Annotated in this window: 11 protein-coding genes and 9 tRNA genes; 10 read left to right on the top strand and 10 right to left on the bottom strand. The window is 56.0% G+C overall.

Translation table 11 applies throughout. The features are described from left to right. The first annotated feature begins 5 nt into the window (after positions 1 to 5). The 8 genes from QUE41_RS12390 to QUE41_RS12355 all read left to right on the top strand — a co-directional run bounded on the left by QUE41_RS12390 (position 6) and on the right by QUE41_RS12355 (position 5,509). Positions 6 to 82 (top strand) — tRNA-Met (locus QUE41_RS12390). Positions 83 to 217: 135 nt separating this feature from the next. Continuing rightward, positions 218 to 294 (top strand) — tRNA-Met (locus QUE41_RS12385). 37 nt (positions 295 to 331) lie between these two features. Next, a tRNA-Asn gene (locus QUE41_RS12380) sits at positions 332 to 407 on the top strand. Between the two features lie 154 nt (positions 408 to 561). Further along, positions 562 to 638 (top strand) — tRNA-Met (locus QUE41_RS12375). Positions 639 to 699: 61 nt separating this feature from the next. Then, a tRNA-Asn gene (locus tag QUE41_RS12370) sits at positions 700 to 775 on the top strand. 930 nt (positions 776 to 1,705) lie between these two features. After that, positions 1,706 to 3,022 (top strand): MATE family efflux transporter, encoded by a 1,317-nt coding sequence (locus QUE41_RS12365; RefSeq protein ID WP_502876024.1) that lies wholly within the window; start codon positions 1,706 to 1,708, stop codon positions 3,020 to 3,022. Beyond that, the gene (uvrB, locus tag QUE41_RS12360; protein ID WP_286339341.1) at positions 3,006 to 5,006 is read left to right on the top strand and encodes an excinuclease ABC subunit UvrB; all 2,001 of its coding nucleotides are present in this window, start codon (positions 3,006 to 3,008) and stop codon (positions 5,004 to 5,006) included. Before QUE41_RS12365 ends, uvrB begins: the two co-directional genes overlap by 17 nt. Before the next feature lie 131 nt (positions 5,007 to 5,137). Further along, a complete protein-coding gene (locus QUE41_RS12355) occupies positions 5,138 to 5,509 on the top strand; it encodes a death domain-containing protein (RefSeq protein WP_286339340.1) in 372 nt (123 codons plus the stop codon). Here the strand turns inward: QUE41_RS12355 and rrtA are convergent. From rrtA to QUE41_RS12340, 3 genes are read right to left on the bottom strand one after another with little or no spacing between them, the layout of a single operon-like run. Next, positions 5,499 to 6,059, bottom strand: a complete 561-nt coding sequence (gene rrtA / locus QUE41_RS12350) for a rhombosortase (protein WP_286339339.1) — start codon at positions 6,057 to 6,059, stop codon at positions 5,499 to 5,501. The genes QUE41_RS12355 and rrtA overlap by 11 nt on opposite strands. A gap of 37 nt (positions 6,060 to 6,096) precedes the next feature. Next, on the bottom strand, positions 6,097 to 6,801 hold the full coding sequence (gene queC / locus QUE41_RS12345; RefSeq protein WP_286339338.1) for a 7-cyano-7-deazaguanine synthase QueC: 705 nt from the start codon (positions 6,799 to 6,801) through the stop codon (positions 6,097 to 6,099). After that, positions 6,798 to 7,856: a PLP-dependent cysteine synthase family protein gene (locus tag QUE41_RS12340; protein WP_286339337.1), complete on the bottom strand. Its 1,059-nt coding sequence runs from the start codon at positions 7,854 to 7,856 to the stop codon at positions 6,798 to 6,800. The genes queC and QUE41_RS12340 overlap by 4 nt, the downstream gene beginning before the upstream one ends. 54 nt (positions 7,857 to 7,910) lie before the next feature. Here QUE41_RS12340 and QUE41_RS12335 point away from each other — a divergent pair, with 54 nt between their 5' ends. Together QUE41_RS12335 and QUE41_RS12330 are read left to right on the top strand one after the other, a co-directional pair. Then, a complete protein-coding gene (locus QUE41_RS12335) occupies positions 7,911 to 8,126 on the top strand; it encodes a DUF3820 family protein (protein WP_353506847.1) in 216 nt (71 codons plus the stop codon). Positions 8,127 to 8,287: 161 nt separating this feature from the next. Next, positions 8,288 to 8,782, top strand: a complete 495-nt coding sequence (locus QUE41_RS12330; protein ID WP_286339335.1) for a DUF2059 domain-containing protein — start codon at positions 8,288 to 8,290, stop codon at positions 8,780 to 8,782. Positions 8,783 to 8,824: 42 nt separating this feature from the next. Here QUE41_RS12330 and QUE41_RS12325 read toward each other — a convergent pair whose 3' ends face one another. From QUE41_RS12325 to QUE41_RS12295, 7 genes are all read right to left on the bottom strand, one after another. Then, positions 8,825 to 9,910 (bottom strand): ADP-ribosylglycohydrolase family protein, encoded by a 1,086-nt coding sequence (locus QUE41_RS12325; RefSeq protein WP_286339334.1) that lies wholly within the window; start codon positions 9,908 to 9,910, stop codon positions 8,825 to 8,827. Between the two features lie 43 nt (positions 9,911 to 9,953). Then, positions 9,954 to 10,841, bottom strand: coding sequence for a DMT family transporter (locus tag QUE41_RS12320; RefSeq protein WP_286339333.1), 888 nt, complete (start codon positions 10,839 to 10,841; stop codon positions 9,954 to 9,956). A gap of 55 nt (positions 10,842 to 10,896) precedes the next feature. After that, positions 10,897 to 11,595 carry an SDR family oxidoreductase gene (locus QUE41_RS12315; protein ID WP_286339332.1) on the bottom strand — a complete coding sequence of 233 codons (699 nt, stop codon included), beginning with the start codon at positions 11,593 to 11,595 and terminating at the stop codon, positions 10,897 to 10,899. A gap of 244 nt (positions 11,596 to 11,839) precedes the next feature. Continuing rightward, positions 11,840 to 11,924 (bottom strand) — tRNA-Tyr (locus QUE41_RS12310). 48 nt (positions 11,925 to 11,972) lie between these two features. Continuing rightward, positions 11,973 to 12,057: transfer RNA gene (locus QUE41_RS12305), tRNA-Tyr, on the bottom strand. Between the two features lie 48 nt (positions 12,058 to 12,105). Then, positions 12,106 to 12,190 (bottom strand) — tRNA-Tyr (locus QUE41_RS12300). Between the two features lie 282 nt (positions 12,191 to 12,472). After that, a tRNA-Tyr gene (locus tag QUE41_RS12295) sits at positions 12,473 to 12,557 on the bottom strand. Between the last annotated feature and the right edge of the window lie 74 nt (positions 12,558 to 12,631).

Below are 12,631 nucleotides of genomic sequence, written 5' to 3'. Positions count from 1 at the left end.
TCGGACGCGGGGTGGAGCAGCCTGGTAGCTCGTCGGGCTCATAACCCGAAGGTCGTCGGTTCAAATCCGGCCCCCGCAACCAATTGCATAGGAAGTGAGGAGTAGGGTTCTGTCATAACCCTCAGGCCGTCGCAGGGCGCCTGCCGGTATAAATCCGGCCCCCGCAACCAACTCCTCTTAGAGGAGCAGCCTCAGAGGTGAGGCACAACAATTCGGACGCGGGGTGGAGCAGCCTGGTAGCTCGTCGGGCTCATAACCCGAAGGTCGTCGGTTCAAATCCGGCCCCCGCAACCAATTTCTCTGGAGAGAGGGTAAACACTCTACAATCGATTCCCCCTTAGTTCAGTCGGTAGAACGGTGGACTGTTAATCCATATGTCGCTGGTTCAAGTCCAGCAGGGGGAGCCACATTACTGGCTCAACTCTTTGTGAGTGCCGCGGTGCAGATTTTGTTGCCGCTACGCGACAAATGTCGCTGAGCTGGGCGCCCCCGTTAACTCCAGCAGGGGGAGCCACTTTATTATTTTGGTGAAACGACGAGTCATCAGAATAACAATTCGGACGCGGGGTGGAGCAGCCTGGTAGCTCGTCGGGCTCATAACCCGAAGGTCGTCGGTTCAAATCCGGCCCCCGCAACCAATTTCAACTTCTCTTTCGCAGAGAAGCCTCAGAGGTGAGGCAAAACACCGAACAATGCAATTCCCCCTTAGTTCAGTCGGTAGAACGGTGGACTGTTAATCCATATGTCGCTGGTTCAAGTCCAGCAGGGGGAGCCACCTTTGAAAGCCCAGTTCGAAAGAGCTGGGCTTTTCTATTTGTTGCCGCTTCGCGCCAAATGTCATTGTGTCTTTCGCTGACTGGCACGATAAATGGCCGGAAATGCCCTGATACTCTAGAAGATCTTTCTGCATGGCTGCTGTTTGGCAACCATAGGGCCTTAACCCTTGTATTCAGGTGAACCGAGTGCGTATTTACACTAACTCTGTTTGGTTTTTCACTGTGGCTTGGTGTCATCGATAACTTGCCAAAATTTCATTGCCTTGGTGCGGTGACGTCTCAAAAAGGGTGCAAAACGACCCATTGGTGGCATTTGAACCACATTCTTGTCATCCTTTCGATTTTCCTAATACCTTGTTAGCAAATTTTGCACCTGTTTAGTGCACCATTCGATGCTACAATTCCTACCTGTGAGATGGGTTATTACTACTTAAAATTTAGGTAGTTGAGAGCTTGTTTTGCTGAAGTCATCAGCGACTTTGCTGGGAAAATGGGTGCGCAATCTCCATGCCATTACTTCAGCTTAAGTTTTTTCTCATGTTCGACCCTGAACTATTGACATCTCTCTAGACCGCACGGCTCAAGGGGTTTGAAACGTTATCCACTGTTTTTGTGGATAAGTGTGTTAGTTAACCTTCAGCAAACTGCTCTAAGGCCCGAAATCATGGGCTTTGTTAAAATTTGATGGCACTCTGTGAGTAAGTTCGAACCCTTAATAATCAATGACTTACAAAAGTTGTCGAAAAATGGTCTAGAAATGAGACAGATTTAATTGTGTGTTTAATCGCCGATGTCCCCTCTGTGTATTATTTGCCGGATATTGTTCTGAAGCAGCCCAATTTGACAGATATTGAACCTCTGGAGGCCTCGTGAGCCGATCAACCTTCCATGACCTGACTCAGGGCAGTGTTTCGACCCAACTTTGGCGTATGACCTGGCCTATGTTGATAGCCATGTCGATGCTGATGAGCTTCAACTTTGTTGATGCCTATTTCGTCAGCATGCTGGGAACCGAACAACTGGCCGCATTCAGTTTTACCTTTCCGGTTACCTTTACGGTGATCAGCCTGGTTATCGGATTAGGAGTAGGGACGTCGGCCACCGTAGCCAATACCCTGGGTCAGGGCGATACTCTGTTGGCCAAACATCAGGGTGGTGTCGCAGTGGTCCTCTCCGGAGCCCTGGTGTTGATCCTGTGTTTGGTGGTGTGGCTGCTGCACGACCCCATCTTTCTGCTGATTGGAGCGACCCCCGAGACTTTGCCGGTTATCGGCGAATTTATGGATGTGTGGTTATTGGGGGGCATCTTCGTTGCTTTCCCCATGGTGGGTAACGCGGTGATGCGAGCCAACGGCAACACTCGGTTACCCAGCCTGGTCATGGCGCTGAGCGCCGCGGTAAACGTCGCCCTGGATCCTCTGCTCATCTTCGGCCTGGGCCCTTTCCCCGAGATGGGACTGCAGGGTGCCGCTTTGGCGACCGTCATTGGTTACGGCGTCAGTTCGGTATTTATCCTGTACATGCTGTTCGGCAAGATGAAAGCCATCGCCTGGAAGGCCAATTGGTCCTGTCGCATCAAGGCCGCCAAAACCATCTTGCACATCGCGTTGCCTGCATCAGGGTCCAATATGCTGACACCGGTAGCCATGGCTGGGATGACCGCCATCATTGCCCAATACGGCCAAGAAGCCGTGGCCGCCTTTGGTGTGGGTGGCAGATTGGAGTCTCTGGTGACCATGGTGATCCTGACCCTGTCCATGACTCTGCCGCCTTTCATCAGCCAGAACTATGCGGCGGGGCGCCATGACAGAGTGAGAGCGGCCTACGAGGGGACCATCAAGTTCGTGATGCTTTTCCAGGCCGTACTCTATCTGCTGCTGTTTCTGATGGCCGATCATATTGGTTCGGCCTTTGGCCAGGATGCTGAGGTGGCTGGCATCATCGCTTTGTTGGTGGTCATTCTGCCATTGGCCTATGGCGCTCAGGGTGTGGTTATCCTGTCTAACTCAAGTCTCAATGCCCTTCACAGGCCCATGGGAGCTTTGGGGCTTAACATGATTCGGCTGTTCGCGATGTACCTGCCTCTCGCCTTCATCGGTGGTAAGATCGCGGGGTTAACCGGTGTCTTCGTTGGCGCGACCACAGCCAATTTCATTACGGCCTACATCGCCTGGCGAATCGTCAACACACAGCTGTGTCCCGCTAAGTCCATCAACGCAGAGGAAGCGAATGAGTCGTCCCTTTAAGCTGCATGCCCCCTTTAAGCCCTCTGGCGATCAGCCTGAGGCCATCGCCAAAATGGTCGATGGTCTCGAATCCGGCCTGGCTCATCAGACCCTGCTTGGAGTGACCGGCTCGGGTAAGACCTTTGCCATGGCCAATGTGATTGCCCAGATGGGCAGGCCAACCATCATCATGGCCCCCAACAAGACTCTGGCTGCCCAGCTCTACGGTGAGATGAAAGAGTTTTTCCCCGAAAACTCAGTGGAGTACTTCGTCTCCTACTACGACTACTACCAACCCGAAGCCTACGTGCCTGCGTCGGACACCTTCATCGAGAAGGATGCCTCCATCAACGATCACATCGAGCAGATGCGGTTGTCCGCCACCAAGGCACTGATGGAAAGAAAGGATGTGGTCCTGGTGGCATCGGTTTCGGCCATCTATGGTCTGGGCGATCCCGATGCCTATATGGCGATGCTGTTGCACCTGCGTCAGGGCGACATCATCAACCAGAGAGACATCCTCAAGCGCCTGGCGGAATTGCAGTACACCAGAAACGACATGGCGTTTGAGCGCGGCACTTTCCGTGTTCGAGGCGAAGTGATAGACATTTTCCCCGCCGATTCTGAGCGACATGCGGTGCGCGTGGAGTTGTTCGATGAAGAGATTGAGCGCATCACTCTGTTCGACCCCCTAACCGGGGCGTTGGAGAAGGAGGTGGCCCGGGCAACGGTTTACCCCAAAACCCACTATGTGACACCCAGAGAACGTGTGCTGGAGGCGATTGAGTCTATTAAGGCGGAGCTCAAGGTGCGCCATCAATTCCTGCTGGACAACAACAAACTCATTGAAGCTCAGCGGATCAAGGAGCGTACTCAATTCGACGTTGAGATGATGTTGGAGTTGGGCTACTGCTCAGGCATCGAAAACTACTCCCGCTATCTTTCCGGCCGAGCACCAGGGGAGCCGCCACCGACTCTGTTGGACTACCTTCCCGACGATGGCCTGCTGGTGATAGATGAGTCCCACGTTACCGTGCCTCAGGTCGGCGCCATGTACAAAGGGGACAGGTCTCGCAAAGAGACCCTGGTGGAGTATGGGTTCCGCTTGCCCTCGGCCATGGATAACCGGCCGCTGAAATTTGAAGAGTTTGAAGCCATCACCCCGCAGACCATATTCATCTCCGCCACACCGGGTAAGTACGAGCTGGAGAAATCCCATGATGAGGTGATTGACCAGGTCGTGCGCCCCACAGGTTTGCTGGACCCGGTGCTGGAGGTGCGGCCAGTGGCCACCCAGGTGGACGATCTGCTGTCAGAGGCCCGCAAGCGCATCGAGCTTGGGGAGCGGGTCTTGGTCACCACCCTGACCAAGCGTATGGCGGAGGACTTGTCTGAGTACCTGGATGAGCATGGCATCAAGGTGCGTTACCTGCACTCGGACATCGACACCGTCGAACGGATGGAGATCATCCGCGATCTGCGCCTGGGAGAGTTTGATGTACTGGTGGGCATCAACCTGTTGCGAGAGGGACTGGATATGCCTGAGGTCTCTCTGGTGGCGATTCTCGATGCGGATAAGGAGGGCTTCTTGCGCTCGGATCGCTCGCTGATTCAGACCATAGGTCGTGCCGCGCGCAACATCAACGGCAAGGCGATTCTCTACGCGGATAAGGTAACAGGTTCCATGCGCCGGGCCATGGATGAGACCAATCGTCGTCGTGATAAGCAGAACGCTTATAACCAGGCTAACGGAATTGTGCCTAAAGGGCTCAATAAGAAGATCACCGATGTCATGGATATCGGTGGCCGGCCGGGGCAAAGTGCCAAACGCAAGGTGGCGGAGCCCAAATCTCACTATAAGCCGGTGGATCCCAAGTCGCTGGCCAAAGAGATTAAAACTCTGGAAACTCAGATGTATGAACATGCCCGTAATCTGGAGTTTGAGCAGGCAGCTGCGCTGCGTGATCAAATCGAGTCTCTGCGGGAGCAGCTGGCGGCCGGATAGCCCATACTTAAGTCATACCCAGGCCGTAGGAGCGCGGCCTTCGGCATGACACCGGTCAGGGCCAAATGCCGCACTGAATGCGGCGTAGTATCAGGGAGGAGTTCGCTCTGCCGGCAGGAGAGGGGCAGACCATGCGTAAACTTCTGGGAACCACCCTGTTCGCCGTGGCGGCACTGGCGGCGTTGATCTTCGGTGCGCCCGACGTTGATCAGGCCAGCGTTCGAGCCGTAGACAGTCATCGCGCCGAACTGATGCCGTTTGGACACCTGGCGTCACCCTTTGATTCCAGTCAGATGAGTTGGAACTACGATCAACCCGAAGAGCCTGACATCAATCAGCTTCTGAGAGACTACCCCACAGCAGCAGGCCAGATCCGCGAGGCGGTTCGCGATAACCTGGCCTATGAAGCAGCCGTAGAAGGGGACTATGAGCAGGCCTATCGTCAGATGGCCCTGGCCTTTAAAGAGGGCAATGGTAAAGGCAGTTACTCCGTTACCTGGTAGCTTCAACCTGTCGCCGGCGGGCCCACTGACTGATGCCCATATAGAGTAGGGCGGAGATCACGCCGTAGAGATGGGCTTCCACCGCCACCCTGGCTTGAATCAGGGTGGCTAGGTCACCGCTGGCGCCCACCACATTCTCCCAAATCACCTTGGCCAGCACTCCGATCAGCAGCAGCGGTCCCAGTCGACTGCCGCTGCGCCAATCCAGGATGGCAAAGTAGGCGAACCAGGCGTGCAGTATGGCCGAGAGACCGACATAGGTTTGTGTTCCATCCACCCACCAGTAGACCCCAAGCCCAATGCAGACGGCACTGAACAGGGTCAGCAGAGCCAGGGGGCGTGCGCGGAAATGTGGCTGAAATAACCCCAGCATCACCGCCATGCCGCCAAGGTTCATCAGCAGGTGGTATCCGTTGCTGTGCAGCAAATGGCCGGTGACCAGGCGCCACCATTGCCCTTGCTCCAGGCCACTGCGCGACCAGATCAGTGATTCGGTCAGCGCCGGGCTCAGGTAGAGGCCAATGGCCGTCAAGGCAAGGGCCAGGGGCATGCCCCATTGGTTTGGGGAGGGGAAACCCCAGCGATCACTATACAAGCTGGGCCTTCTTGCGGGTATCAGCCAAAATCGATGCCTTGTTCGCCAGATACTCCTCCAATCCGCGGCTGCGCAAGTGGCAGGCGGGGCAATCACCACAGCCGCTGCCTTTGATGCCGTTGTAACAGGTCAGAGTTTCATCCCGTACCAGCTCCAGAGCACCATAGTGATCGGCCATGGCCCAGGTTTCTGCTTTGTTGAGCCACATCAGAGGCGTAATCAGTTGCAGGGGACGATCCATGCCCTGTACCAGCGCAGATTCCATCGCCTTGATGAAGTCGTTGCGGCAATCCGGGTAGCCGGAGAAGTCGGTTTCACAAACGCCGGTGATCACCGCCTCTGCACCAATCTGGTAGGCATAGATGCCGGCCAGGGTGAGGAACAGAATATTGCGGCCGGGAACAAAGGTATTGGGCAGCCCATTGTCTGCCAGGCCGTGATCCACCGGGATATCGTCCCGGGTCAGGGCGGAGATGGCCAACTCATTGAGCACCCCTACGTCCAGCACCTTGTGGGCGGCGACTTCCAGATCGGCGCTGAGTTGCTGGGCAATCTCAATTTCAAGCCGGTGGCGCTGACCATAATCGAAGGTAATGGCGTGTACTTCATCATACTGTTTCAATGCCTGTACCAGGCAGGTGGTGGAATCCTGGCCACCACTGAATACCACAACGGCTTTGCGTACTACTGCGGTCACTTAAGTTCTCCTGTTTGGGCAAAGGCCTCGAGCCTAGCCAGGTAGGGCTGGATGTCACCGATGTTGGCCGCAATCCAGTCACTATCATAATAGCTGTCGAGATAACGCTCTCCGCTGTCACAGATCAGGGTGACAATGGATCCGGACTCGCCTCGCGCGGCCATCTCAGACGCCAGTTGCAGGGCGCCATAGAGATTAGTCCCGGTACTGGCTCCGGTTTTACGGCCCAGCACCTTCTCAAGCCAATGGACGGTGGCTACGGAAGCGGCATCGGGAATCTGGCGCATTAGGTCGACAACGCCCGGAATAAACGAAGGCTCAACCCGCGGACGGCCGATCCCCTCAATGCGGGAACAACTGTCGGTGCTGATGGCGGCATCGCCCTGTTGGTAATAATCGAAAAAGACAGAGTTGTCCGGATCCACCACACACAGCTCGGTATCCAGTTTCTGGTAACGGATGTAGCGGCCGATGGTGGCCGAGGTGCCGCCTGTGCCTGGACTCATCACCACATAGCGTGGAATGGAGAAGCGCTCGCGCTCCATCTGATTAAAGATGGAGTTGGCAATGTTGTTGTTGCCTCGCCAGTCGGTGGCGCGTTCGGCGTAGGTGAACTGGTCCATGTAGTGCCCATTCATCTCTCGGGCCAGGCGCTCTGACTCTACGTAGATCTGGCTGGGTTCGACCAGGTGGCACTGACCTCCATAGAACTCAATCTGGCGGATCTTCTTTTGCGCCGTGGAGTGCGGCATCACCGCAATGAAGGGCAGCCCCAGCAGACGGGCAAAATAGGCCTCGGACACGGCGGTGGAACCGGAAGAGGATTCGATAATGGGGGTGCCCTCAGTGATCCAACCATTGCTCAGCCCATAGAGAAACAGGGAGCGAGCCAGGCGGTGCTTCAGGCTGCCGGTGGGATGGGTGCTCTCATCTTTCAGGTAGAGGTCGACCTCTGGCAGGCAGGGCAACTCCAGTTTGATGAGGTGCGTATCAGCGCTGCGCTGAAAATCTGCTTCGATCTGGGCGATGGCCCAGTTTACCCAACGACGTGACATCTTTATGATCCCATTATTCAAATCAAGCGAGCATGGTACCCAATGCAGTCCGAAGTGTTAAGAGAGTTGGCCACCAGAAGGATGCCTTTTGGCAAGTATCAGGGGGTGGTGATGGCGGAATTGCCCATCGCCTATCTGGTGTGGATGCAAAACAAAGGTTGGCCTTCAGGGGATCTGGGCGAGAAGCTGGCGTTGCTGCTGGAGATAAAACACAACGGTCTGGGGTATCTGCTGACGCCGCTGAAGGAGCAGGACAACAGCGGCTACTGAATCCGGTGTAAAGCTGCCTGACAGTTTTTCTTTTATGGGCCTGAGTCAAAAATTGAAGGGTTGGCAGAGCAACTCCTTTGAAAGAAGTCGGGTGTAAGTGTAAATTGCTTCATTAATTCAAATGGATACAAAGAAATGGTCTTTGTTGATTGAGAGGTGTTATGAAGCGTTTTCTGGCCGTTGTTTTGTTTTTGCTCCCCTTTGGCCTCAGTGCCGAGCCCCAGTCTAAACAGGCGATGATCGATGAATTGGTGGAGGTGATGCAGATGGAGAGCATTGTTGAAGCCACCTACGATCAGATGGAAGGGATGATGCAAGGGTTGTCTGCCCAGATGGGCATAAAGCCTGAGGAGCAGCAGATCTTCGATCGCTACTACAAAAAGATGACCAGGGTGCTCAAGGAGGAGATGAGCTGGCAGAAGATGAGCCCCCTCATGGTCGATATCTATCAAAAGCACTTTAGCGAGAACGAAATTCGCGAGATGTTGGCCTTCTACAAGACCGAAACCGGTCAGTCCATCATCACCAAGTTGCCTCTGGTGTCACAGGAGGCAATGCTTGCTTCGCAGCAAATGGTGCAAAGCGCCATGCCCAAAATCCAGGCAGTGAGCCAGGAGCTGGCCCAAGAACTGCAGCGTAGCCGTCAGCAAGATTAATCAGATACTGCCAGGGAGGTTTCCGCTCCCTGGCCCTTCTTCCTACCCACCATCCCTCGCCACCTGGATGGCGTCATTGACCCAGCGCTGATGATCTTTAAGTCCGGTGATCAGCCGTTTGGGGATGGCACTCAGGCCCAGGTGGGCGCCGCACAGGGCACCGGTCATCGCCGCTCTGGCCATGTTGTTGCCGCCACTGTTGATCGCCACCATCACCGGAGTCTCGAATGAATCCGGGTAGCGGGCCGCCAGGAAAAAGGCGGCGGGCATCAACATGGTGAGGGAACAGGCCATGCCGTAAATCTGGGCCACCGCCTCAGGTGGCTCAACCTGGATGTGGGGACTTTGTGCCGCCTGAATCCACCATCCCATGCCAAGGAATACATCGGGGAATGGCAACTCCCGGCTCGCCCGGGCAGGGGCGTGTCCCTCACTGCGCTCTTCCACTAACACTGCATGGGTAAAGGGCAACAGTCCTTGCTGAATCAAGCCGCGCATCCTGTTCCCCAGCGCACCGTCCAAAGGCATGCCTGCCACCAGAGCGTCGATGACGATGCCAAAGGCGGTGGATGCGGTCACTATGGCGGGATCCCCGTGGGTCAGCCGGGCACAGGCAGCGCTGTGCAGTCCCGCCTGCATCAGGTCGCCTTGATAGCGGGCGCCTATCAGCACCGCCCGTTGTGCCGCTTCTGACGTGTCCGCCAGAGAGGGAAAGTCCTCGTCATGCCAATGTTTGCCCTCTATCTTGAGGGCATACCAGATATCCCGCACTGGCTGTTCGGTGAAACGCCCCCCTTCAGGTTCGCCATCGAGGGTGTCCAGCAGTGGCTCTAGCCGGCGGATATAGTCCTCCTCCTGATAGCGACCTCTGGCCACCAGGCTCTCCAAGAGCAATTGTTGAAACTGCCCGGTCTGAGACACATCACCTAGCGCTACTCCCTCGTGATAGCGCCCAGGTTGAACCGCCACATAGCCATTAATGGTGCCGTGGGCCTGCTTGAGCTCTTTCAGGTCGTAATACCAATGGGGGCCAACCCCCAGTGCATCGCCTATCAGCGAGCCTAAAATGGCGCCTGCGGCGCGATCCTGAGTGGGGGAGAGTGCTGCGGCAAATTCATGGTCGGACATGGAGGGACTCCGTCATTTAACCTTGTCCCTCAGTGTAGTTGGCTCAGTGCCGGATGCGTTTTTGAAACAAGCTGCGAGGTGAAAAGCCGGTGACCAGGGCCGTACCACAGATCACCAGTGCAGAGCCTGCCAGTGTGTGTAGGCCGAGGACCTCGTCCAGCAGCCAGTGCCCCCAGAGCACCCCAAAAACCGGCACCAGAAAGGTTACCGTCAGTGCTGGGGCTGCGCCGACCTCTTTCACCAACCGAAAGTACATCAGGTAGGCGATGCCGGTGCACAGTACGCCAAGAGTGATCGCTGCCCCCCACATGGAAGGTTGAGGCATGGAGGGGGGAGGCAGCATCAGTGCCAGGGGCAGCACCAGCAAGGTGGCGCCCCAGAGGCTGCCATGGGCGTTGTCAAAAGGCTCAATTTGGGTACGGCTTCTGGCGTACATGCTGGCCACTGCATAGCTGAGAGAGGCGCTCAGGCTGGCGGCGATCGCCAGTGGGGCGCCAGGTGTCATAGTGATGGCGTCAAATCCCACCAAAATGGCGACACCGACAGTACCCAGAATCAGCCCCAGTCCTGTTGTTCCGGTCAGAGGTGTCCTTCCCCACACTGCAGCCAGTACTGCACCCCAGATGGGAGTAGTGGCATTGAGAATGGACATCAGCGATGCAGACAGGGTTTGCGCCGAAAAGGCCAATAACAGGAAGGGCAGGGCAGAATTGATGCCGCCCAGTAGCAGGTAGTGGCGCCATCGGCTGCGCCATTGCAACTTGCGCCCTACCACCAGTGCCATGATGCCTAGGAACAGGGCGGCCAGGGCAAGCCGCGACTCAATCAGAGCCACCGGTCCAAACTGTGGAACCCCAATACGCAGCAACAGGAAAGAGCCTCCCCAGATGGCGGAGAGGGCAATGAGTATCAGCAGGTTAATTCCGGTCATTGTTGGGACTGATAGTGGGCAATCGCGACAGTGTGACGAACATGCGTCCCAATTGCTACTCCTGATAGATCATGGTTTTGCTCATGCCGCCGTCTATCACCCAATTCTGGCCGGTAACAAATCCCGCCTTATCACTGAGCAGAAACGATACGGCTTCGGCGATATCCTCCGGCTTACCCACTCGTCCGGCCCAGTGTTGTTGGTGGTCTGTTTGCGTCAGCTGTTGTCCGTCACTGATCCAGCCCGGGCTGACGCAGTTCACTCGCACTCGGGGGCCCAGGCTGGCGGCAAGGGCGTGAGTCAGGGCCACCAAACCTCCTTTGGAGGCGGCATGACCTTCGCTGTTGGGCTCGGACTGAAGGGCCCGGGTCGAGGCGATATTGACGATCGCACCACCTGACTCCATCAGAGGGCTCAAGCCCTGGGCCAGAAACATGGGTGCAGTAAGATTGACTGCCAGGACACGATTCCACTGCTCCAGTGTGAGCTTGGCCAGGCCAGGGTGATAAGGGTTGGCAATGGCGGCGTTATTGACCAGCCCTGAGATGGGACCGGTCAGAGATTGGCACCAGTGAATGACTGCGTTGCTGTCGGCAAGGTCCAGTTGCACCTGAGTGACATCAAGGTCTTCAAATAGGGTGCAATTGGCTGGCAGATGATCCAGGGCAATGACCGGCCCATGCCGGGCCAGAGTCTGAACCAGGCATTGGCCTAGCAACCCCTGGCTGCCGGTGACCACGATAGGGTGTTTCATGTCGCAATCTCATCGTTAAAGCTTCAAGGGATTGTAATGGTCACAAGGGATGCTGGCGAGCAAATCGCCATGAGACTGAACAGGAACCCCGCAATTTCCCCCATCACTTCAGTGGAGTTCGCCGCATGGACAGAAATTGTCGAAATCCTCGTCAAGAAGGGCACATAGCTGGGAGCCACGGGAGTGGACACCAGATGCTAAATGAAAAAAGCGCCGCCCCGAAGGAGCAGCGCTTTAAGAAGGATGGTGGAGGGGGAAGGATTCGAACCTTCGAAGGCGGAGCCGTCAGATTTACAGTCTGATCCCTTTGGCCACTCGGGAACCCCTCCACGGGGTTTGCTTGTCTTCCACGACCATAGGGTCGTGGTGACGAATGATGGTGGAGGGGGAAGGATTCGAACCTTCGAAGGCGGAGCCGTCAGATTTACAGTCTGATCCCTTTGGCCACTCGGGAACCCCTCCACGGGGTTTGCTTGTCTTCCACGAACCTAGGGTCGTGGTGACGAATGATGGTGGAGGGGGAAGGATTCGAACCTTCGAAGGCGGAGCCGTCAGATTTACAGTCTGATCCCTTTGGCCACTCGGGAACCCCTCCACGGAATTCTCTAGATAGATTGTTTAGCGTGCTTCTATCTAACACGATGCCCGTGTGGCCAGGGGATCAGACGAGTCTGATCGTTGTTACCCATTGGGGCCACTCGGGAACCCCTCCACGGAATTCTCTAGATAGATTGTTTAGCGTGCTTCTATCTAACACGATGCCCGTGTGGCCAGGGGATCAGACGAGTCTGATCGTTGTTACCCATTGGGGCCACTCGGGAACCCCTCCACGGGGTTTGCTTGTCTTCCACGACCATAGGGTCGTGGTGACGAATGATGGTGGAGGGGGAAGGATTCGAACCTTCGAAGGCGGAGCCGTCAGATTTACAGTCTGATCCCTTTGGCCACTCGGGAACCCCTCCACGGAATTCTCTAGACAGATTGTTTAGCGTGCTTCTATCTAACACGATGCCCGTGTGGCCAGGGGATCAGACGA

This window comes from Ferrimonas sp. YFM (genome assembly GCF_030296015.1).
GTDB lineage: Bacteria > Pseudomonadota > Gammaproteobacteria > Enterobacterales > Shewanellaceae > Ferrimonas.
Note: the sequence above shows the minus strand (reverse complement) of the source record. Positions and strands in the feature narration are given on the sequence as shown.